The sequence below is a fragment of the Lentzea sp. NPDC060358 genome, assembly GCF_042725365.1.
Classification (GTDB): domain Bacteria; phylum Actinomycetota; class Actinomycetes; order Mycobacteriales; family Pseudonocardiaceae; genus Lentzea.
The window spans coordinates 1-20,628 of the sequence record NZ_JBHXCW010000015.1; the positions used below are offsets into that span (position 1 = coordinate 1).

The window sequence follows — 20,628 nt, forward strand, 5'->3', positions numbered from 1 at the left end:
TCTGGGGGGTGTTGGGGGGTACGCCTGTGCCACCCCGCCACCGTGCGGCGCCCCGCCGCGAGGTGTCCGGCTGAGCGCGGATCACCTCGTCGTCGCTAGACGGGGGCGGCGTGCACGATCACGTTGTCGCGCGTGCCACACGTGATCAGCCGCAGCCCCTCCTCCTCGGCGTCGCGCGCGACGGCCTCCGCGAAGAAGTCGTCGCGGATGATCCTCTCCGTGCGCGCCACGGTGAAGCGCGCCACCGAACCGTCCTTCTTGGACACTTCGACGACGTCTCCCTGCTGCAGGTCGTTCAGCCGGTAGAAGACGCCTCTGGCCTTGTTGCTCTCGATCCGCCCGACGACGATCCACTGCTGGGGCCGCGTCTGGTGCCAGCCCGCCTGCATGCCCTCGCTCACGGGCGGCATCTCGACGACCCCGCGCGGGTCGAGCCCCAGTGCCACCAACGACGACCGCACGCCGATTCGTTCGATCCGCAGCTCCATCGGGTCGGAGGTGCCCAGCGGCGACACCACCGGCGGCGGAGCTGCTTCGCTCGTCGCCGCCGACGGCTTCGGAGCCGGGCCCTTCGTACAGGCGGTGGCCAGTGCCACACTCAACACCGCGATCAAGACACGAGTCCGCACGACCCCATTGACGCACACCCGGTGGGTTCGCCGCGCACCGGACCACCTTTGATCAAGAACCGGTACCGGTACCGGTCCTGCCCGTGGATCAGGCCGTGCCGCCGCCACCGGTCTGCGGAGCGCCCTTCGGCACCACGACCGGGGTCTTGGCCTTCGGCATGTGCGGCGCGGACGGGGTCTGCGGCTTGGCGACGACCTCGAACTCCGCGGTGCCGCGGTAGGCGTGGTCCTCGCAGTAGAGTTCGGCGTACTGCGTGCCGAGCCCGTACCCCGCGATGCCGTGCAGCTGTCCGGGCCGGAGCCACTCCCGGAACCCCGCCGAGCGGATCTCGCCGCCGTTCGGGCAGTCGCCCTTCTCGATCCGGACCTCGAAGGGCTGGCCCTGCTGGAGCGTGGACGGGACGATCGTGAAGCGCGGCGTCGCCCGCCGGTCGACGACCTCGAACTCCGCCGTGCCGGTCTTGCTGCTGCCCTTGCACTTGAGCGTCGCGGTGAACTTGCCCGGCGTCGAGGCGGCGATCCCGTGCAGGCCACCCGCCGGAACGGGCGCGGCGAAACCGGGCGAGGTGGTGGACTCGCTGCCGCCGGGGCAGGTGCCACCCACGGGCTGCACCTCGAAGTGCTGCTCCATCTGCAGGACGTTCGGTGCGATCTCGAACACGGGCGTGACCTCCTCCTGCGCGGTCGCTCCCGGACCGGTCACGACGACCGCTGCCACCGCCGCGAGTGCGGCGAGAGCCGTGTTTGCCTTCATGTCTTCCCCCAAAAAATGGTGTGGTGAAACGGATTCTCAGATCAACGTCGCGTAGACGATGACGTTGTCCCGGTAGCCGCGGGCCTGCGCGTCGAACGTGCCCCCGCAGGTGATGAGCCGCAGCTCGGGTTCTCGGGTGTCGCCGTAGACGGCTTCGGAGGGGAAGTCGTCCTTGGCGACCTGCTCGGTCCTGCGCACGCGGAACCGGGCCGTCGTCCCGTCCTTCCTGGACACCTCGACCTCGTCGCCCTCGACGAGTTCCCGCAGCCGGAAGAAGATCCCCGGCTGCGCGTTGCCGTCGACGTGGCCGAGCAGCACCGCTGGGCCTGGTTCTCCCGGTGTGCGGGCGTGCTCGTACCACCCGGCCTGCATCGGCTGCTCGACCGGCGGCACCTCGACCGTCCCGTCGGGGTTGAGCCTGAGCGGGACCAGCGACGACCGCACGCCGATCTCGGGGATGCGCACCTCGGTCGGTTCCGACGGAGGCATCCCCCTGTCCACTTCGGACGGTTCCGTCGCCGGTGGTGAGGTCGGCAGCGCGACGTCAGGTGCCTGCGCGCACCCGGCCAGCAGGGCCAGTGCGACGAGAAGTCCCCAGAACGAACGCATGCCCCGGACACGCTCGTGTCCGGGGCATGGTTGCCTCGAGTTGCCTAGTCGAGGTCGTCGTGCCGCATCAGCTGGCGGCCGGCCTCCGTGATGGAGCCCGTGAGCGACGGGTAGACCGAGAACGTCGTAGCGAGGTGCTCGACGGTGAGCTGGTTCTGCACGGCCATCGCGATCGGCAGGATGAGCTCGCTCGCGTTCGGCGCGACGACCACACCGCCGATGACCACGCCGGTGGCCGGGCGGCAGAAGAGCTTCACGAAGCCGCGGCGCAGACCCTCCATCTTGGCGCGGGGGTTCGTGGCGAGCGGCAGCATGATCGTGCGGGCCGGGACCTCGCCCGAGTCGATCGCCTGCTGGCTGATGCCGACGCTCGCGATCTCCGGGTTGGTGAAGACGTTCGCGGCGACGGTCTTGAGCTTGATCGGGCTGACGCCCTCGCCCAGCGCGTGCCACATCGCGATGCGGCCCTGCATGGCCGCGACCGAGGCGAGCAGCAGCACACCGGTGCAGTCGCCGGCCGCGTAGACGCCGCTGACGTTCGTCCGGCTCACCCGGTCGACGGGGATGTACCCGCCGCGCCCGAGGTCGATGCCGATCTTGTCGAGGCCGATGTCGGTCGTGTTGGGCACCGAGCCGACGGTCATCAGGGCGTGCGACGCCTCGATCGTGCGACCGTCTTCCAGGTGGATCAGGACGCCGTCGCCGGTGTTCTCGACCTTGTCGGCGCGGGCGTGCTTGACGACGGCCGTGCCGCGCTCGGCGAACACGTCCTCGAGCACCGCGGCCGCGTCGGCGTCCTCGTGGGGCAGCACCCGGTCCCGGCTGGAGACCATCGTCACCTTCACGCCCATCTCGGTGTAGGCGCTGGCGAACTCGACACCGGTGACGCCGGAACCGATCACCGCGAGGTGCTCGGGCAGTTCGGGCAGGTCGTAGATCTGCCGCCAGGTGAGGATCCGCTTGCCGTCGGGCTCGGCACCCTGCAACACGCGCGGGGTCGCGCCCGTTGCGATGAGCACCACATCGGCGTCGAGGACCTCCTCGGAGCCGTCCGCGGCGATGGTGACGACCCGGTGCTGGGCGAGCCCGCGCGAGTCGTCGGCGAACTTCGCCCGCCCGTTGACCAGCCGGACGCCCTCGCGCTGCAGCCGCGCCCGCACGTCCGCGGACTGCGCCAGGGCGAGGCCCTTCACCCGACCGTGTACGACCGGCAGGTCGACGGCCGCGTGCTCGTTGTTGGTCTGAATGCCCAGCTCACCGGCGTTGCGGAAGGCGCTGCGGGCACCGGCCGAGGCGATGAAGGTCTTGGACGGCACGCAGTCGTACAACACGCACGCGCCACCGGCCCCGTCGTTCTCCACCACGGTCACGTCGGCGCCGTGCTGCGCCGCGACCAGGGCTGCCTCGTAACCTGCGGGTCCGCCGCCCATGATGACGATGCGGGTCACGATCAGTTCCCTTCTGCGCGCTTGCTGGCCGGCACAACCGTACGCGTTGCCCGAATCGCGCGTGTCGTCAGTACCTAAAGCTGATCGATGGGTCGCTACGCTGTCGGACGTGCCGCTCTATGCCGCGTACGGGTCGAACATGGATCCGAACCAGATGATGGAGCGAGCCCCGTACTCCCCGCTCGCGGGGACCGGCTGGCTCGTCGGTTGGCGTCTGACGTTCGGTGGCGAGGACCTCGGCTGGGAAGGCGCCCTCGCGACGATCGTCGAGGAGCCCGACCAGCAGACGTTCTGCGTGCTCTACGACGTCTCACCCCGCGACGAGTCGCGGCTGGACCGCTGGGAGGGCGCGCTCGGGCTCTACAAGAAGATCAGGCTGCGCGTGCAGACCCTGGAGGGGTCCGTGGTGGCCTGGCTGTACGTGCTGGACGCGTACGAGGGCGGGCTGCCGTCCGCCCGGTACATCGGGGTGGTCGCCGACGCCGCCGAGGCCGCCGGGGCGCCCGACGACTACGTCAACGACCTGCGGACCCGGCCCTGCCAGGGGATCGGGCCCTGACCCCGCCCCCGGTGCCGTAGTGGCTCCCCGGTGGGCGGGTTCCAGCGGAGAGCGGTCCGCAGCGGGCGCGTCGGGTTCCCCGGCGCGCGTGCTCGCCGGGGCTCAGGAACCCGCCGCCTCCGCCAGCAGCTCCACCAGGTGGTGGTGCAGGCGGCGGTAGTCCACGGGCGTGATCGTCGACCACGGCTCCTGCCCTGCCGAGCCGCGCCTCATCTGCAGGTAGCGGCCCTTGGGCGTGTCGTAGAACGCCACCACCCGGTCCGGGCGCACCCGCTTGCCCCACTTGTCGCGGGCCGCGGCGCCGAACTGGCCGCGGTTCGACGCGTCGCGGACCATCTCGGCCAGCGTCACGGCGTCGTCCTCACGCACCCGGCCGCGCAGGGCCTCGGCCAGCTCCTCCGGGGTGTCGGCCGAGGCCGCGGCCGCGTCCAGGTCGGCGGAGGGCAGGGTGATCGAGTGGCCCTCGCCCGCGGGAGCCGGGGGGAGGGCGGTCAGGGCTTCGCGCGGCAGTCCGTCGGCCTCCGCCGGGCGCAGGACCAGCTGGCCGTGGTCCAGCACCGCGAGGACGCCTGCCTGGCCCTTGCCGGCGGCCAGGATCCGGACGCTGCGTTCGTGCAGCCACAGGCGGGCGTCGATCTCCTGCTGCGGGCGGTTCAGCACGTGCAGGAGGTCCTCGAGGGTCGGGTCCAGGGAACGCGGGCCGCCCAGGCCGCGCGCTCCCAGCTGACGCCAGACCTGGTCCTCGATGCCCCGGCGTTCCTCGCGGGTCTTGCCCGGCGAGGGGACCTTCAGCACGAGCGGCATCGTCTCCAGGCCCAGGTGCTCCCAGAGGACGTCGAACTCCAGCGTCGAGATGATCACCGGGTCGCGCGTGTCGCTCGTCCCGACGTCCAAGCCGAACAGGGTCATCAGTCGGTCGAGCTCTCCCCGATCACCGGCAGCGAGTAGGTGCCCACGCCGTAGATGTCGTCGCGTTCGCGCAGGTAGTCGGCGGCCTTGTGCTCCAGGTCGTCCTCGTCCTCGCCCTTGCGCGGGCCCATCCCGCCGAAGGGGTCGAACGACTGCGGCATCGGCACGACCCTGCGGTGCACCTGGTCGTTGTTCTGCGCACCGACCGTGCCCATCGGGCCCATGGCCGAGCCCGACGCGTTCGCGACGCCCGCCGCGTGGCCCTGGTTCATGACGGTGCCCATCGCGGCACCGGACGACATGGTGGCGCCGTCCTCCATGAACTTCGGCTGGTCCGCGCCGCCGTTGTTCTGCGAGCCCGACCTGGACCCGGAGCGCTGGCCGGGCAGGCCGACGCCCGCCGTGCCGGTGCCGCCGGGGCCCGTGCTGGTCGGGATCGTGGTCGAGAGGTGCTTGGTCGGCGTCGTGGGCACGGAGGTGCTCGACGTGCGGGTCGTGGAACCCGGCGTCGAGGACGAGCCGCCGCGCGGCGGCGTCGTGGTCGCGCCGCGCGTGCCCGAACCGGTGCGGCCGCGGGTGGCGGACCCGCCCGTGCCGTGCGGGCCGACGCCCCAGACCGCGGCCGTGCCGATGTTCGCGCCGCCGCCGTGCGTGATGCCGGTGCCGCTGATCTGCAGCTGCGGGGGCTGGCTGAACTGGCCCAGCGTCGAGGTGTTCGCCGTCGTGGACGACGCGTAGGTGGTCATGACCTCACGGGCGCGGCGCTCGGCGGCGTCCTGGGCCGCCTCCTGCTTCTCGTGGTCGGTCTGGCCGCCGAAGAGGTGGGTGAGGCCGCTGACCAGTGCGTTCGGCTGCTCCGCGGTCACGGCGACCGGGGCGGGCATGTCCGCGCGGGCCTTCGAGACGTAGCCGGCCTGCAGTTCGGCCGAGTAGCGCATGACGTCCGAGCCGGTGCGGGCGCTGTCGGCCCACGCGGCGATCGGGTTCAGGCCCGCCTGCGCCATGTCGGCCGCCTTGCCGGACCACTTGGCCCCGGACAGGGTGATGCCGCTGTGCAGGTCGTCGTTGATCTCGGTCAGCGCTGCCGACACGCCCTGCCAGCGCTCCATCGACGCGAACGACGCCGCGGCGCCCGGACCTGAGTGGATGCGCTCGTACAGCTCCTTGTGGCTGTAACCCTGCCAGCGGTGGTCGGCCATGGTCAGCACCCGCTCTTGTTCAGCATGCCGGTGTTGTCGCCCTCGACGGCGGCGTACTGCCGCTCGATCTGGTTGAGGTTGTCCATCGCGGTCTTGAGCTGCCGCTGGTAGTTCAGCAGGGCCTGCAGCGCCGAGTCGCCGTCCGCGATCGAGCGGTCGTTGAACTTCTCCGCGGCCTCCGCGCTCACCGGGTCACCCGCCCACGGGCGGACGCGGAACTCGGTGATGGCCATCTCGATCTGCTTGTCGAGCTTGGTCAGCGCGGCCGAGAACGTGGTGCGCAACGCCGGGATGGCCTCCGGTTCCACGTTCAGCTGATGCTGGACGGGTGGCGAGGAGTCAGCCCCGCTGCGTCCTCCTGGCGGCATCGCGAACCTCCGGCGATCGTGCGTACTTGGCGCCCGGTCACTCTATCCACCCGAGGTAACGCTGTGGAGTGCGATCAGTGACATCCGCCCGTGTGGGTCAGCGCTTCTGCAGCAAACTGGCCATCACGGCCTCGGCCACGCGCATGGCCCCGAGGCAAAGATGATCTTGTTGTACCGCAGCCGAATTGCCCCCGTCGCGGAACATGACGTCGACGAACTGCCCATTGGCGACGTCTATTTCCACATTGCAGACGTCGTGCACGTCGGGTGTGCGGACAGTGATCGCCGCGAATCCCTCGATCGTGGTGACCTTGTAGTCGGCCTGTGCGTTCTCCGACAGCCACACGTCGGCGCCCGAGGCGAGCACGAGTGCGATCCTCGCCACATTTCCGCTCGTGGTGCTCCGGATCGTGCACGCCTTGGCACCGCCGAAGCTCGTCTCGACGTACGCGCTGGGCGGGTTGTCGAGGCTCAGCGACATCAGCTGGTCGGGTGAGAGCACCGCGCACGGCTCCACCGAGTCGAGCGGCACCTCACGCGGCCGCTGCGGGAAGTCCATCCGCGAGACCGACGTCGTCGGCGGAGGGGGTGGCGGCGGAGGAGTGGTCAGCGAGCTCTGCCGCGGCACTGCCGTGCAACCGGCCAGCGCCACCGCGACGATCAGGAACGCCGGGGTCCGCATGGCCGGTCACGGTAGCTGCTCGGGCACCGGGTCCGTCGACAACCGTGACCACGACAACTGGTCGACGCGCTGGTCGTCGATGATCTCTTCGTCGCGAAGGCGGCCCTCCAGGGTGAAGCCGCACTTCTGCGCGACCCGCTGGGACGAGGTGTTGGCCACCGCGTGCTTGTAGACGATCCGGTGCATGTCCTTGGCGCCGAACGCCCAGCCGAGCGCGGCGTTGAGCGCTCTGGGCAGCACGCCCTTGCCGCGGTGGGCGGGGTGCGTCCAGCAGGTCACCTCGGCCGAGCCGAGCCGGCGGTTGACGTTGTGGAGCACGATGCCCGCCACCAGGTCTCCGCTGACCGCGTCGCACACGGCCCACGACCAGCGGTAGTCCTTCTCCCAGCCGTTGCTCATCAGCAGGACGAACATCTCCGCCGACGCCGCGTCGATGATGTTCTGGCTGGTCATGTACCGCTTCGTCGCCGGGTCCGCGTAGATCTCGACGAGCGCGGGCACGTCGCTGACGCGGTCGTCGTGGCGGAAGGCGCGCAGGTAGTGCTCACCCGCGTTGATCTCTACTGGCTCCACGCGGCAGAGGCTAGCCCTCGCCGGTGAACCCGTCGTGCCGTTCCGCCAGATCGTCGAGCTCGCCGCGGTGCGCCGAGGCCGGCGTGCCGTCGGGAGCGGTGGTCAGCTCGACCACCCAGTCGACGTCCTCGGCGTCGTCCTCGCCCGCCAGCATGTCGCGGTGCACGGCGCACGGCCCCCAGCCGCCGGCCAGCAACTCCTCCGCGAGCCCCTCGGCCTCGTCGCGGTCGGGAAGGATCAGCAGCACCGTGGCGGGGATCAGCCCGCGCACCGCCAGCGCCGTCCGCAACGCCGCCGTGTCCGGCACGTGCACGCCGTCCAGCCCGGCCTCACACGCCGCGGCCGCGTTCTCCGCGGAGTCGTCGCAGAACACGCCGGTCTCGCAGCCCAGCTCGTCGAGCACGCGCCGGTAGATCGCGGGATCGGGCTTCGCGACCCCGAGCCGCGCCGAGTTGAAGACGGCGTCGAACTCGACGTCCAGCCCGAGCAGTTCGAGGTCGCTCTCGAGCCGCGTGGTCGCGTTGGACAGCAACGCGACGAAGCACTGCCGTCGCGCCGCACGCACCAACGCCAACGCCTCGGGCATCACCGAACCGACGACCGCCCACGAGTCGACCTCGTGCCGCGGCACCGTGCGGGCGATCTCGTCGTGCCACTGCTCATCGGTGATCTGCCCGGTGACGGCGCGGTGCAACAGCGACGGTGCGAAGGCGACCTCGGCGATCTTCGGCGGAGTCGGCTCGTAGGCGCGCAAAACGCCGTCGAGGTCCAGCAGCAGCAACGGTTTCAGCGTCGTCGTCCGTTCCACTGCCCCCACAGGACCGCCACGGCGGGGATGAGCAGGAAGATCAACGGGTTCTTGACGAGCACGAAGAACGCGATCACCACGGCCACGCCCACGACGGGGATGACCGCGCCCTCCCACCGCTTCGCGGGCGGACGCGACGGCTCGGCGAACATCGCCACGGGCGTGACGAACTGCGGCCGCGGGTCGGGCAGGTCGTGGAACAGCGCCATCAGCTCGCCGCGGGTCTTGGCGGTGGTGATCTTCGCGGACCGCTCGCCGTACTCGTCGACGTCGATGCGGCCCGCGCTCATGTGCTCGCCGAGCACCTGCAACGCCTGCTGGCGTTCGGTGTCACCGACGCGGATGTCCCTGGACGGGTCGCTCACGCCGCCAATCGTAGGTGAGCGGCGGGGGTGGGCTTCGGCGTTGGCGGGAGAACGCCTCGCGGCGACGCGCGCAGAAGTGTCAGACCCCGCGCGTAGGTTGGGTCGCGGGGGACCCCGAACCGAAGGGGACCCCCGCGTCAGCTTGCTTTGCGCCCGGTACGTTCCCGGCTGGCAGGTTCCTGCCTGGTGCCGGGTCAGCTTGGTGCGCGGATCGGCCCGGTGCCGGGATCGGCCTGGCGCGCGGAACGGCCTGGCGCGTGGACCAGCCCGGCACCCAGGTCGGCCCGGTGCGCGGGTTGGCCCGGTGCCCAGGTCCGCCCGGTGCTCACGTCGCCCTGGCGCGCGGATCGGCTTGGTGCCCGGATCAGCCCGGTACCCAGGTCAGCTCGGTGCCCAGGTCGGCCTGGCGCGTGGACCAGCCCGGTGCCCAGGTCGGCCCGGCACCCAGGTCAGCCCGGCACCCAAGTCCACCCGGTGCCCGGATCAGCCCGGAACCGCCCCGGCTCAGTCCTTCAGCTCGCAGATCACGGTGCCCTGCGTGATCGGGTCACCGGCCGAGGCGGCCAGCCCCGTCACGGTGCCCGCCTTGTGCGCGGTGACCGGGTTCTCCATCTTCATGGCCTCCAGCACCACGATCAGGTCGCCGGCGGCGACGGTCTGCCCGTCCTCCACGGCCACCTTCACGATCGTGCCCTGCATCGGCGCGGCCACGGCGTCCCCGGACACCGCCGCCGACCCGCCGCCACCGCGCTTCGCCTTGGCCTTCTTCGGCGCGGCACCGGCCGGTCGTGCGGCGCCTGCCGCGAGGTCGCCCGGCAGCGACACCTCCAGGCGGCGTCCGCCCACCTCGACCACCACGGTCTGCCGCGGCGAGTCCTCCGAGGCGTCGGCGCCGCCGGTGAACGGCTCGATCTGGTTGTCGAACTCCGTCTCGATCCACCGCGTGTGCACGGTGAAGCCCTCGGGCTTCTCGGCCGTGAAGGCCGCGTCGCGCACGATCACGCGGTGGAACGGCAGCACGGTCGCCATGCCCTCGACGACCATCTCGTCGAGCGCGCGGCGGGCGCGGGCCAGGGCGTCCTCGCGGGTCTCGCCGGTCACGATCAGCTTGGCGAGCAGCGAGTCGAACTGGCCGCCGATCACGGAGCCGCTCTCGACGCCGGCGTCCACGCGCACGCCCGGACCCGACGGCGCCACGAAGGTGGTCACGGTGCCGGGGGCGGGCAGGAAGCCGCGGCCCGCGTCCTCGCCGTTGATGCGGAACTCGATCGAGTGCGCGCGCGGGGCCGGGTCCTCGGTGTACCGCAGCTTCTCGCCCGCGGCGATGCGGAACTGCTCGCGCACCAGGTCGAGGCCCGTCGTCTCCTCCGACACCGGGTGTTCGACCTGCAGGCGGGTGTTGACCTCCAGGAACGAGATCGTGCCGTCGAGGGCCACGAGGTACTCGACGGTGCCGGCGCCGTGGTAGCCCGCTTCCAGGCAGATCGCCTTGGCGGAGGAGTGGATCGTGGCGCGCTGCTCGTCGGTCAGGAACGGCGCGGGGGCCTCCTCGACCAGCTTCTGGTGGCGGCGCTGCAGCGAGCAGTCGCGGGTGCCGACGACGATCACGTTGCCGTGGGTGTCGGCGAGGACCTGCGCCTCGACGTGGCGCGGCTTGTCCAGGTAGCGCTCGACGAAGCACTCGCCGCGGCCGAACGCCGTGACGGCCTCGCGGACCGCCGAGTCGAACAGCTCCGGGATCTCCTCCATCGTGCGCGCGACCTTCAGGCCGCGGCCGCCGCCGCCGAACGCCGCTTTGATCGCGATCGGCAGGCCGTGCTCGGAGGCGAACGCGATGATCTCGTCGGGGCCGTCGACCGGGTCATTGGTGCCGGGCACCAGCGGCGCGCCCGCGCGCGTCGCGATGTGCCGCGCGGTCACCTTGTCGCCGAGGTCGCGGATGGCCTGCGGGGTCGGGCCGATCCACACCAGACCCGCGTCGAGCACGGCCTGGGCGAACTCCGCGTTCTCGGACAGGAAGCCGTAACCGGGGTGCACGGAGTCGGCGCCGGACTGCGCGGCCGCGGCCAGCACCTTCTCGATCGACAGGTAGCTCTCGCCGGGGGTGTTCCCGCCGAGCGCGAACGCCTCGTCGGCGAGCCGGACGAACGGGGCGTCCCGGTCGGGGTCGGCGTAGACGGCGACGCTCGTCAGGCCGGCGTCACGGCAGGCGCGGATGACCCGGACGGCGATCTCACCGCGGTTGGCGATGAGGACCTTGCGCAGCGACACGGCGTCGTACCTCCTGCTGGGACCGGTGATTTACGGCTCTGACTGGTGCCGCAGTCTACGGAAATCGGGGAAGTCCGAGAGGGAGAGACGGCTCACTCCGCCACGATCGTGAGCACATCGGCCACAATCTGCGATGTGGGTGGAACCAGGTCCGTGCAGGTGACCGCTGTCGTCGCCGCCGTGGTCGTCGTCGCGGGGCTCGTGTTCGCCTATTTCCAGCGCCCCGGCAACATCGATTCAGCACAATACGGTTCGGACACCGGAATGCGCTGCGGCACCACCGTCTGCCAGGTCGTCATCGGCAAATCGGTCGGGGAGGACCTCGTCGAGCTGCTCGGCGGAACGGGCGGCGGCCGCATCCGGATCAGCGGCGGGTCCGGCCAGTTCATCTTCGAGATGACCATCGCCGAGTCCGGTGCGGCGGTGAACGACAGGTCGTTGCAGTGCGCGGACGCGGCGGTCGGCGTCTGCCTCGTGCACGGCGCCCGCGGCACCGACCTGCTCGGCGAGGTGCTGATCCGCAAGGACGGCACGTGGTCGCGCGCGCAGGCCTACCTCGCGACCGGGGGGTTCCTCGGGCTGCACGACGTCGACGAGGACGGCACCGCCGACGTCGTCGCCGTCCAGCTGGCCTGCGACGGGCAGTGCGCGAACGCGTTCGTGCAGGTGTTCTCCGTGGTGGGACCGGAGCTCGGGTGCACGACGGCGGCGCCGGCGCGGGACCAGCTCCCCGGCTGGCCCGCACCGGCACCAAAGTTGTCGCAGTTGCGCCCCTGCGCGGACTGATCAGGCGTTGACGAGGTCCTTCTCGGCGGGGACCGCGGGCTCCTCGATGATGTTCTCGCCGCGGGCGACCAGCACCGGCACGGTGATCTGGCCGGCCACGTTGGTCGCGGTGCGCATCATGTCGAGGATCGGGTCGATCGCGTAGACCACGGCCACACCGGTCGCGATCACCTGCGGCGGCAGGCCGACGACGCTCAGGGTCAGCGTGAGCATCGTGTACCAGCCGGTCGTCCCGGCGGTGGCCAGGGCGCCGAACACGGCGACGAGCACGATGCCGACGTACTGCCAGACCGAGAGCTGGATGCCGAACAGGTTGGCGATGAAGATCGTCGCGACGGCCGGGTAGACCGCGGCGCAGCCGTCCATCTTGGTCGTGGTGGCGAGCGGCACGGCGAAGTTCGCGTACTCCTGCGGGACGCCGAGGTCGGTGGCGGCCTTGCGGGACAACGGGAGCGTGGCGCCCGAGGAGCGGGACACGAACGCGAACTGCAGTGCGGTGCCCGCCTTGCGGAAGAACTCGACCGGCGAGGTCTTGCCGACGAACTTCAGCAGCACCGGGTAGACGACGAACAGCACCAGCGCGGAGCCGAGGTACACGGCGAGGATCAACGAGAACAGCGGCTTCACGAACGAGTTGCCGTAGGTCGCCACCGCGTTGCCGATGAGGCCGAAGATGCCGATCGGGGCGAGCAGGACGATCCAGCCCACGACCTTCTGGACGATGTCGAAGAACGACCGGACCAGGTTCGTGAACGGCGCGGCCTTGTCCCCGAGCGCGTAGGCGGCGAAGCCGACCAGCACGGCGATGAACACGACCTGCAGCACTTCACCCTCGGTGAAGGCGCTGAAGATGTTGGTCGGCACCAGGTTGTCGAGCAGCGCCTGCCACGAGCCGGACGCCCGCTTGGCGAGCTTGTCGACGGCGCCGGCGGCGGGCTCGATCTGCACGCCCTGGCCGAGCCGGAAGACCGACGCGACCGCGATGCCGATCAGCACCGCGATGAACGACGTGGTGGCGAACCAGAGGAACGTCTTGCCGCCGAGCCGGGCGGCGGTGCGGCCGCCGCCGAGGTTGCGCAGCGACGCGATGCCCACGACGATCGCCGTGAACACCAGCGGGATGACGGTGAGCTGGAGCAGCGCCGTGAAGGTGGAACCGATCTTGGCGAGCACGGGCGCGAGCCACGTGCCCTTGCCGAGCCAGCCGGCGAGGGCGCCGAGCACGAGCGCGCCGAGGACTGTGAAGCCGAAGACCTTCGGCTTGCGGTACGTCTGGACGAAGGACACAGGGATCTCCTGCACAGGGGTGGCGGAAAGGGGCTGGGGGAGCAGTCAGCTCCGACAGCCCGCGCTCGTCCTGCGTGCCAGGTCGATGTGCCTGCGACGCGTCAAGTACTCGTTCACCACTCGCCCCCAACGCTCGCGGTGGGAGCAGTCTTCCCCGATCAGGTGAACTGTGACCAGCGTCTACCAGAGTGTGGACACCACGACACCCACCTGGCCCAGCAGCCTGCGGGTGAGCGGCAGGCTGATGCCGATGACGGACGTGTGGTCGCCCTCGATGCCGTCGATGAACCAGCCGCCGAGCCCGTCGATCGTGAAACCGCCCGCGACGTGCAGCGGCTCGCCGGTCGCGAGGTAGGCCTCCAGGTCCTCGTCCGACGGCGTGCCGAACCGCACTGTGGTCGACTCGGCGCCCGACGCGCGGTCCACGACGGCCCCGCCGGACACCCTCAGCACGGTGTGGCCGGTGATCAGCACGCCGCTCTTGCCCGCGATCCGGCGCCACCGCTCGCGGGCGACCTCGGCCGTGCCGGGCTTGCCCACCAGCTCGCCCTCGAACAGCAGCATCGAGTCGCAGCCGACCACGACGCACTCGTCGTCGTGCTCGACCGCCTCCGCCTTGGCCGCCGACAGGGCGACGACGGTCTCCTCGGGCGTGGGGTTCTCGAGCGACGCGACGAGCGCGTCCTCGTCCACACCGGACACGCGGACGACGGGCTCGATCCCCGCCGCGCGCAGGACGCTAAGACGGGCGGGAGACTGGGAGGCCAGGATCAGACGCACGCGCGGAGTCTGCCACGCCCGGCGCCGCGACCTGCCGGAAGGCGAACGCGGCGGCGACGCCGACCACGAGCACCGTGAGCAGCAGGTAGAACGACGCCCGCACGGCCGCGGTGAAGTCACCGGTCGAGGCCAGCACGATCTGCAGCACCGCGCCGGTGGCCGCGCTGCCCAGCACGTTCCCGAACTGCCGGGACGTGTTGTAGATGCCCGACCCGGCGCCCAGCAGCGACCGGTCGAGGGTCCGCGTCGAGATGTTCGTCAGCGGCGAGAACACGAGCCCCATGCCGATGCCCAGCGCGACCATCGACGGCAGCAGCACCCACTGGGAGCCGTCGCCCAGCAGGAACGTCATCGCGACGATGCCCGCGCCCATCAGCACGAACCCGGTGATCGGCAGGAACTTGGCGTCCGCCCGGTTCGACAGCCGTCCCGCGAAGATCGCGACCACGCCGGACATCAGCGACGCCGGGGCGGTGACCAGGCCCGCCATCAGCGGCGACAGCTTCGGCACGGTCTGCAGGAACAGCGTCAGCGGCACGAACACACCGGTCACGGTGATGCCGATGGCGATGTTCGCGACGTTGCCGAGCGAGAAGTTGCGGTTGCGGAAGATCCGCAGCGGCATCAACGGCTCGGGGTTGCGCGCGGACGCCTGCCAGAGCACGAACAGCACGAGGAACAGCACCCCGGCCGCGATGACCTCGGTGACGGTGATCGGCCCTGCCACCCGGCCCCACCGGTAGTGCTCGCCGTTCTGGATGCCGAACACGAGCAGCCCGAGCCCGATGCAGCAGAGCACGACGCCGAGCACGTCGAACCGCGGTGCGCGGTCCGGCCGCAGGTCGGGGACCCACAGGACCAGCAGCACCACCGCGGCCACGCCGATCGGGAGGTTCACGAAGAAGATCCACTCCCAGCCCAGGTGCGTGACCAGCACGCCGCCGAGCAGCGGCCCGGAGACCGTCGCGAGCCCGGCCACCGACCCCCACATGCCCAGGGCCGCGCCGCGCTTGGCCGGCGGGAACAGGTGCGTGATGAACGCCATCGTCTGCGGCGTCATGGCCGCGGCGCCCAGGCCCTGGAACACGCGGGCGGCGATCAGCGCCTCGGCGCTGGTCGACAGCCCGCAGGCCAGCGAGGCCAGCAGGAACAGCACGAGCCCGATGCCGTAGAGGCGCTTCGGCCCGTACCGGTCACCGAGGCGCCCGGTCAGCAGCAACGGCACCGCGAACGCGAGCAGGTAGGCGCTGACGACCCAGATCACGTCGTTCAGCGAGGCACCCAGGTCCGTGATCATCGACGGCAGCGCGACGTTCACGATGGTCGTGTCCAGCAGCGTCATGAAGAAGCCGATGCACAACGCGTACACGGTCCGCCAGTTCGCACGGTCCGTTTGAGTAGTACTGCTGATGCGCGATCACCTCTTCTGTCGGCACTCTCGTTCAAGTGAAGCGCTGGGTGCTTGTCCTCACCGAACGCGGTTCCGATCGCGAAGGCAAGCGCAGACGGATCGCGGCACTGCTCGTCGTGCTCGGCGGGCTCATTGGATCGTGGGGCGTTGGAAGCGTGCTCGCGAGTGACCCGATCGGGTACGGAGTGCCCATCTGGCCGTTCGCCGACACCGCCGATCGCGCGGAGAACGCGTTGCTCACGTCCGTCGTGCCCGCTGTGCGCGACAACCTGCCGATAAACCACACGGACGTGCAGGTGCTGCGGCGGACGACCGCCTACGGCAGCGCCTTCTGGACGCTGAAGCTGGAGGTCGACGGCGAGACCCGCTGCCGCGAGGTCGCCGTCGGTCTCAGCGTGTCCAGCCGCCGGGTCGAGTGCTCCTAGCCGGGGAACCCGGACGCGCGCCACGCGCCGGGCCCGTGCTGGAGCGGCCTGCGCACGCGGCGGGCGTGGTTCGCCCACTCCGGACGCGGCTTCGGCTCGTCGTCCGCGACGGGCGCGGCCGCGGCCAGCCCGGCGACGACCGCGGTCAGCGCGGCCAGCTGGAAGTCGTCCGGCTCGCCCTTGACGACCCTCAGCAGTGGCTTGTTCTCCTCCGGCGCGCTCACAGCGGGATGTTCCCGTGCTTCTTGGGCGGCAGCGTCTCGCGCTTGTCCCGCAGCATCGACAGCGCCCGCGCCACGTAGCCGCGGGTGTAGGACGGCGGGATCACCGAGTCGACGTACCCGCGCTCGGCGGCCACGTACGGGTTGCACAGCGTGTCCTCGTACTCCTGCTGCAACTGCGCGCGCAGGGCGTCGACGTCCTCGCCGTTCTGGGCGGCGGTCGCGAGCGTCTTGCGGTGCACGATGTTCGCCGCGCCCGACGCGCCCATGACGGCGATCTGCGCCGTGGGCCACGCGAGGTTGATGTCGGCGCCGAGGTGCTTGGAGCCCATGACGTCGTACGCGCCGCCGTAGGCCTTGCGCGTGATGACGGTGACGAGCGGGACGGTGGCCTCGGCGTAGGCGTAGATCAGCTTGGCGCCGCGGCGGATGATGCCGTTCCACTCCTGGCCGGTGCCGGGCAGGAAGCCGGGCACGTCGACGAACGTCAGCACCGGGATGTTGAACGCGTCGCAGGTCCGCACGAACCGCGCGGCCTTCTCCGAGGCGTCGATGTCGAGGCAGCCGGCGAACTGGGTGGGCTGGTTCGCGACGACGCCGACGCTGTGGCCGTCCACCCGGCCGAAGCCGACGAGGATGTTCGGCGCGAACAGCGGCTGGACCTCCAGGAAGTCGCCGTCGTCGAGCACGCGGTGCACGACCTCGTGCATGTCGTACGGCTGGTTCGCCGAGTCCGGGATCAGCGTGTCGAGCTCGCGGTCGGAGTCCGTGACCGCGTCGGCGAGCGAGCCCTCCGCCAGCGTGCCCTCGAACGCGGGCGCGTCACTCAGGTTGTTCGACGGCAGGTAGCTGAGCAGCTCCTTGACGTAGGCGATCGCGTCCTCCTCGTCGGAGCCGAGGTAGTGCGCGTTGCCCGACTTGGTGTTGTGCGTGCGACCGCCGCCGAGCTCCTCGAACGTGACGTCCTCGCCGGTGACGGTCTTGATCACGTCCGGGCCGGTGATGAACATGTGCGAGGTCTGGTCGACCATCACCACGAAGTCGGTGAGCGCGGGCGAGTAGACGTGCCCGCCGGCGTTCGAGCCCATGATCAGCGAGATCTGCGGGATCACGCCGGAGGCCTTCACGTTGCGGGAGAAGATCTCGCCGTAGAGGCCGAGCGAGACGACGCCCTCCTGGATGCGCGCGCCGCCGCCCTCGTTGATGCCGATGATCGGGCGGCCGGTCTTGATCGCCAGGTCCATGACCTTGACGATCTTCTCGCCGTAGACCTCGCCGAGCGAGCCGCCGAAGACCGTGACGTCCTGGGAGAACACGCACACCGGACGGCCGTCGACGGTGCCGTACCCGGTCACCACGCCGTCGCCGTACGGGCGGTTGCGCTCCTGGCCGAAGTTCGTCGAGCGGTGCCGCGCCAGTTCGTCCAGCTCCACGAACGAGCCGGGGTCGAGCAGCAGGTCGATGCGCTCGCGGGCGGTCTTCTTGCCCTTCGCGTGCTGCTTCTCGACCGCGCGCTCCGAGCCGGCGTGGACCGCCTCGTCGTTGCGCCGGTAGAGGTCAACGAGCTTGCCCGCGGTGGTGTGGACGTCCGGGGCGCCGGAGGAGGCGTCGGCGGGGACGTGCCCGATCGGCTCGGTCGCACTGCTCATGAGCCCGCAGCCTAACGAGACCATTGCTGAACTGCTCCGTGCAGTTGTCCAGGTCACGGCACCCTGTTGGTCGCGTTCGATCACACGTACCCTCTTCCGTTCCCCTAGCCTGGCGCGATGACCACCGCACTCGACGCCGATGCGCTGCGCGCGAAGCTCGTCGCCCCCCACGGCCCGTACGCCGCCCTGGACGTCGTGGAGTCCACGCCGTCCACGAACGCCGACCTCGCCGCGGCTCCGGACGCCGCCGACCGCACGGTGCTGATCGCGCTGGAGCAGACCGCGGGGCAGGGCCGGCGTGGCCGCAGCTGGGCGTCACCGGTCGGCGGCCTCTACGTGAGCGTGCTGTTCAGACCCGCCGGGGTGTCCCCGGCGAAGCTGCCGTGGCTCAACCTGATCGCCGGGCTGGCGCTGGTGCGCGTCGCCCAGTCGGCCGGCGTCGAGGCGTCGCTGAAGTGGCCGAACGACCTGCTGCTGGGCTCCTCCGCCGGCAAGGGCGCCGGGATCCTGTCCGAGATCACCGCGGACGGCGCGGTCGTGGTGGGCATGGGCTTGAACGTCGCGAAGCTGCCCGCCGGCGTCGAGCCCGCACCCGGTGGCCTCGCGCCGACGTCGCTGGAGGACTCCGGTGCCACCGAGCTGGACCGCGAGGAGCTGGCGTTCCGGCTGCTGGTCGAACTGGCCGGGCTGGAGGGCGTGTGGCGCAAGAACGGCGGCGACGCGGTCGAGTCCGGCGTCCTGGAGGAGTACCTGGAGCACTCGGCGACCGTCGGCTCGCGGGTGCGCGTCGAACTCTCCGGGGGCGCCGCGGTCGAGGGAACGGCTCAGCGCGTCGAGCCGGACGGCACCCTGACCGTGCGCGGCGACGACGGCCTGGAGCACGGCGTGTCCGCAGGTGACGTAGTGCATCTGCGCCCCGCGTAGCTAGGGTTGGCCCATGGCCTATCCCGACGACCTGCTGAGCTCAGGCGAGCACGTCGTGATCCACAAGCACCCCCACTGGAAGATGCTGATCTTCCCGGTGTTCTGGCTGCTGGTGGTGGTCGCGCTCGGCATCTACCTGGCCGGGCTCGTCGCGGACCAGTCGTGGGCCTTCATCGCGCAGATCGTGCTGGCCGCGGTCGGGCTCGTGCTCGTCCTCTGGCTGACGGTCGCGCCGCTGCTGCGGTGGCGCACCACGCACTTCATCATCACGTCGGACCGCGTGATGTACCGCGAGGGCGTGTTCAAGCGCACAGGCCTCGACATCCCTTTGGCCCGTGTCAACAGCGTCCGGTTCGAGCACTCTCTGGTGGACCGGGTGCTGGGCTGCGGCACGCTGGTCATCGAGTCGGCGTCGGACGAGCCGCTCGAGTTCGACGACATCCCGTCCGTGGAGAAGGTGCACACGATGTTGTACCGAGAGGTCAACGACAACCCTTCTGACGACTTCCGCCCGTTGGACGCCTGATGGGGGCGCGCGAGGTCGGGCTGCCGGACGTCGTCCCCTCCGGATCGCTGCCGCCGGCGGTGACGATCTGGGAGGTCGGGGCGCGGGACGGGTTGCAGAACGAGTCCGCCGTGGTGCCCGTGGCGGTGAAGCTCGAGTTCCTGGCGCGGCTCGCGGACGCCGGACTGTCCGTTGTGGAGGCCACGTCCTTCGTGCACCCCTCGTGGGTGCCGCAGCTGGCCGACGCCGCCGAGCTGCTCGCCGGGCTGGACCGCCGGCCCGGGGTCGTCTACCCCGTGCTGGTGCCCAACGAGCGCGGGTTGGACCGGGCGCTCGAGGCCGGGGTGTCGCACATCGCGATCTTCGCCTCCGCCACCGAGACGTTCGCTTCCCGGAACCTGAACCGGACGCTGGACTCGCAGTTCGAGATGTTCGCGCCCACCGTGGCTCGGGCTCTGGAAGCCGGGTTGTCCGTTCGCGGGTACGTGTCGATGTGCTTCGGGGACCCCTGGGAGGGGCCCGTCGCCCGGTCCCAGGTCGTGGCCGTGGGGGAGCGGTTGCTCGAGATGGGGTGTTCGCAGCTCTCCCTCGGCGACACCATCGGTGTCGCCACTCCCGGGCAGGTCGAGTCGTTGATCGAGGGGTTCCGGGACGTCTCCTCGCTCGCCGTGCACTTTCACGACACCTATGGGCAGGCGTTGTCCAACACCCTGGCCGCCCTGCGGTGCGGGGTCACCACTGTGGACTCCTCCGCCGGCGGGCTCGGCGGGTGTCCCTACGCGGAGTCCGCCACCGGCAACCTCGCCACCGAGGACCTGGTGTGGATGCTGGACGGGCTGGGGGTCCGGACCGGGGTGGATCTGGACAAGCTCGTCGCCACCTCGGTGTGGATGGCTGAGCAGTTGGGACGGCCCAGCCCCTCCCGGGTCGTCCGGGCCCTGTCCAAGTAGTTCCACCGCCGGAAGCTCCGCTCACGGGCCGAGCCCTACCGCTCGGCTTCGTCCCTGCCGGGGATCGCGTCTCGTGCCGTGAACATGCCTGTCGCGATGAAGCGGTAGACGAGTCGGGTGTCCCTCCTCGCCCTGCCCTCGAACTCCACCAGGCCCAGCTCCGGGCGCTTCTTCGAGCGCCTCGCGCTCAGCACCTCGGCTTCGAAGGTCAGCCTGTCGCCGGGGTACACCGGGGTCAGCCAGGACAGCTCGCGGCCCCCCGGCGAGCCCTGCGAGGTGGAATCCGCCAGGATCACGTCCACCCAGCGGCGCATCCACAGGGAGGCGGTGTACCAGCCCGATGCGGACAAACCTCCGAAAATCGAGGTCTTCGCCGCCTCGTCGTCCAGGTGGAAGGGCTGGGGGTCGAAGCGTCTCGCGAAGTCCAGCATGTCCTCCCGGTCGACTACCAGGTCACCGAGCGGGATGATTCTGCCCGCGGGCAGGTCCTCGAAGGCGATCACGTCGTCGATCGTA

General features: G+C 70.8%; 24 protein-coding genes. 6 read left to right on the forward strand and 18 right to left on the reverse strand.

What is annotated here, in order from left to right; all coding sequences use genetic code 11:
* Positions 1-95 precede the first annotated feature (95 nt).
* The 4 genes from ACFWGZ_RS05345 to ACFWGZ_RS05360 form a co-directional block, all read right to left on the reverse strand.
* Positions 96-518 (reverse strand): sortase domain-bontaining protein, encoded by a 423-nt coding sequence (locus ACFWGZ_RS05345; protein WP_382450218.1) that lies wholly within the window; start codon positions 516-518, stop codon positions 96-98.
* A gap of 199 nt (positions 519-717) precedes the next feature.
* The gene (locus tag ACFWGZ_RS05350; protein WP_382450219.1) at positions 718-1,383 is read right to left on the reverse strand and encodes a hypothetical protein; all 666 of its coding nucleotides are present in this window, start codon (positions 1,381-1,383) and stop codon (positions 718-720) included.
* A gap of 36 nt (positions 1,384-1,419) precedes the next feature.
* Entirely contained in the window at positions 1,420-1,992 is a 573-nt protein-coding gene (locus tag ACFWGZ_RS05355; RefSeq protein ID WP_382450220.1) for a class F sortase, read from the reverse strand.
* Between the two features lie 44 nt (positions 1,993-2,036).
* Entirely contained in the window at positions 2,037-3,440 is a 1,404-nt protein-coding gene (locus ACFWGZ_RS05360) for an NAD(P)H-quinone dehydrogenase (protein WP_382450221.1), read from the reverse strand.
* A gap of 109 nt (positions 3,441-3,549) precedes the next feature.
* Between ACFWGZ_RS05360 and ACFWGZ_RS05365 the strand changes: the two genes are divergently transcribed.
* On the forward strand, positions 3,550-3,999 hold the full coding sequence (locus tag ACFWGZ_RS05365; RefSeq protein WP_045317832.1) for a gamma-glutamylcyclotransferase family protein: 450 nt from the start codon (positions 3,550-3,552) through the stop codon (positions 3,997-3,999).
* Positions 4,000-4,101: 102 nt separating this feature from the next.
* On the opposite strand, the gene ACFWGZ_RS05370 is transcribed toward ACFWGZ_RS05365, so the two are convergent.
* From ACFWGZ_RS05370 to ACFWGZ_RS05405, 8 genes are all read right to left on the reverse strand, one after another.
* Positions 4,102-4,908: an ESX secretion-associated protein EspG gene (locus ACFWGZ_RS05370; protein WP_382450222.1), complete on the reverse strand. Its 807-nt coding sequence runs from the start codon at positions 4,906-4,908 to the stop codon at positions 4,102-4,104.
* Positions 4,908-6,107: a PPE domain-containing protein gene (locus tag ACFWGZ_RS05375; RefSeq protein WP_382450223.1), complete on the reverse strand. Its 1,200-nt coding sequence runs from the start codon at positions 6,105-6,107 to the stop codon at positions 4,908-4,910. The genes ACFWGZ_RS05370 and ACFWGZ_RS05375 overlap by 1 nt, the downstream gene beginning before the upstream one ends.
* Positions 6,108-6,109: 2 nt before the next feature.
* A complete protein-coding gene (locus ACFWGZ_RS05380; protein WP_382450224.1) occupies positions 6,110-6,415 on the reverse strand; it encodes a transcriptional regulator in 306 nt (101 codons plus the stop codon).
* Positions 6,416-6,572: 157 nt separating this feature from the next.
* Positions 6,573-7,157, reverse strand: coding sequence for a DUF3558 domain-containing protein (locus ACFWGZ_RS05385; RefSeq protein ID WP_382450225.1), 585 nt, complete (start codon positions 7,155-7,157; stop codon positions 6,573-6,575).
* 6 nt (positions 7,158-7,163) lie between these two features.
* On the reverse strand, positions 7,164-7,730 hold the full coding sequence (locus tag ACFWGZ_RS05390; RefSeq protein ID WP_382450226.1) for a GNAT family N-acetyltransferase: 567 nt from the start codon (positions 7,728-7,730) through the stop codon (positions 7,164-7,166).
* Between the two features lie 10 nt (positions 7,731-7,740).
* Positions 7,741-8,538, reverse strand: coding sequence for an HAD-IA family hydrolase (locus ACFWGZ_RS05395; protein ID WP_382450227.1), 798 nt, complete (start codon positions 8,536-8,538; stop codon positions 7,741-7,743).
* Entirely contained in the window at positions 8,517-8,903 is a 387-nt protein-coding gene (locus ACFWGZ_RS05400; RefSeq protein ID WP_382450228.1) for a DUF1707 domain-containing protein, read from the reverse strand. Before ACFWGZ_RS05400 ends, ACFWGZ_RS05395 begins: the two co-directional genes overlap by 22 nt.
* A 504-nt stretch (positions 8,904-9,407) precedes the next feature.
* Positions 9,408-11,174 (reverse strand): acetyl/propionyl/methylcrotonyl-CoA carboxylase subunit alpha, encoded by a 1,767-nt coding sequence (locus ACFWGZ_RS05405; RefSeq protein ID WP_382450229.1) that lies wholly within the window; start codon positions 11,172-11,174, stop codon positions 9,408-9,410.
* A gap of 159 nt (positions 11,175-11,333) precedes the next feature.
* On the opposite strand from ACFWGZ_RS05405, the gene ACFWGZ_RS05410 reads away from it, so the two are divergent.
* On the forward strand, positions 11,334-11,960 hold the full coding sequence (locus ACFWGZ_RS05410) for a hypothetical protein (protein WP_382450230.1): 627 nt from the start codon (positions 11,334-11,336) through the stop codon (positions 11,958-11,960).
* Here the strand turns inward: ACFWGZ_RS05410 and ACFWGZ_RS05415 are convergent, their stop codons facing one another.
* From ACFWGZ_RS05415 to ACFWGZ_RS05425, 3 genes are all read right to left on the reverse strand, one after another.
* A complete protein-coding gene (locus tag ACFWGZ_RS05415) occupies positions 11,961-13,247 on the reverse strand; it encodes a dicarboxylate/amino acid:cation symporter (protein WP_382450231.1) in 1,287 nt (428 codons plus the stop codon).
* Positions 13,248-13,427: 180 nt separating this feature from the next.
* Positions 13,428-14,027 carry a Maf family protein gene (locus tag ACFWGZ_RS05420; RefSeq protein ID WP_382450232.1) on the reverse strand — a complete coding sequence of 200 codons (600 nt, stop codon included), beginning with the start codon at positions 14,025-14,027 and terminating at the stop codon, positions 13,428-13,430.
* Entirely contained in the window at positions 13,987-15,396 is a 1,410-nt protein-coding gene (locus ACFWGZ_RS05425) for a DHA2 family efflux MFS transporter permease subunit (protein ID WP_382450233.1), read from the reverse strand. Before ACFWGZ_RS05425 ends, ACFWGZ_RS05420 begins: the two co-directional genes overlap by 41 nt.
* Before the next feature lie 77 nt (positions 15,397-15,473).
* On the opposite strand from ACFWGZ_RS05425, the gene ACFWGZ_RS05430 reads away from it, so the two are divergent.
* A complete protein-coding gene (locus tag ACFWGZ_RS05430) occupies positions 15,474-15,863 on the forward strand; it encodes a hypothetical protein (RefSeq protein ID WP_382450234.1) in 390 nt (129 codons plus the stop codon).
* Here the strand turns inward: ACFWGZ_RS05430 and ACFWGZ_RS05435 are convergent.
* Both ACFWGZ_RS05435 and ACFWGZ_RS05440 read right to left on the reverse strand, forming a co-directional pair.
* Complete coding sequence (locus tag ACFWGZ_RS05435; protein WP_382450235.1) at positions 15,860-16,087, reverse strand: acyl-CoA carboxylase subunit epsilon; 228 nt, start codon at positions 16,085-16,087, stop codon at positions 15,860-15,862. The two genes, ACFWGZ_RS05430 and ACFWGZ_RS05435, sit on opposite strands and share 4 nt — an antisense overlap.
* The gene (locus tag ACFWGZ_RS05440; RefSeq protein ID WP_382450236.1) at positions 16,084-17,733 is read right to left on the reverse strand and encodes an acyl-CoA carboxylase subunit beta; all 1,650 of its coding nucleotides are present in this window, start codon (positions 17,731-17,733) and stop codon (positions 16,084-16,086) included. The genes ACFWGZ_RS05435 and ACFWGZ_RS05440 overlap by 4 nt, the downstream gene beginning before the upstream one ends.
* Positions 17,734-17,850: 117 nt before the next feature.
* Between ACFWGZ_RS05440 and ACFWGZ_RS05445 the strand changes: the two genes are divergently transcribed.
* The 3 genes from ACFWGZ_RS05445 to ACFWGZ_RS05455 are packed head-to-tail and all read left to right on the forward strand — an operon-like array spanning position 17,851 to position 20,112.
* Entirely contained in the window at positions 17,851-18,657 is an 807-nt protein-coding gene (locus tag ACFWGZ_RS05445; protein WP_382450237.1) for a biotin--[acetyl-CoA-carboxylase] ligase, read from the forward strand.
* 13 nt (positions 18,658-18,670) lie between these two features.
* Complete coding sequence (locus ACFWGZ_RS05450) at positions 18,671-19,183, forward strand: PH domain-containing protein (protein WP_382450238.1); 513 nt, start codon at positions 18,671-18,673, stop codon at positions 19,181-19,183.
* Complete coding sequence (locus ACFWGZ_RS05455) at positions 19,183-20,112, forward strand: hydroxymethylglutaryl-CoA lyase (protein WP_382450239.1); 930 nt, start codon at positions 19,183-19,185, stop codon at positions 20,110-20,112. The genes ACFWGZ_RS05450 and ACFWGZ_RS05455 overlap by 1 nt, the downstream gene beginning before the upstream one ends.
* A 35-nt stretch (positions 20,113-20,147) precedes the next feature.
* Here ACFWGZ_RS05455 and ACFWGZ_RS05460 read toward each other — a convergent pair whose 3' ends face one another.
* Positions 20,148-20,615 (reverse strand): MaoC family dehydratase, encoded by a 468-nt coding sequence (locus tag ACFWGZ_RS05460; RefSeq protein WP_382450240.1) that lies wholly within the window; start codon positions 20,613-20,615, stop codon positions 20,148-20,150.
* Between the last annotated feature and the right edge of the window lie 13 nt (positions 20,616-20,628).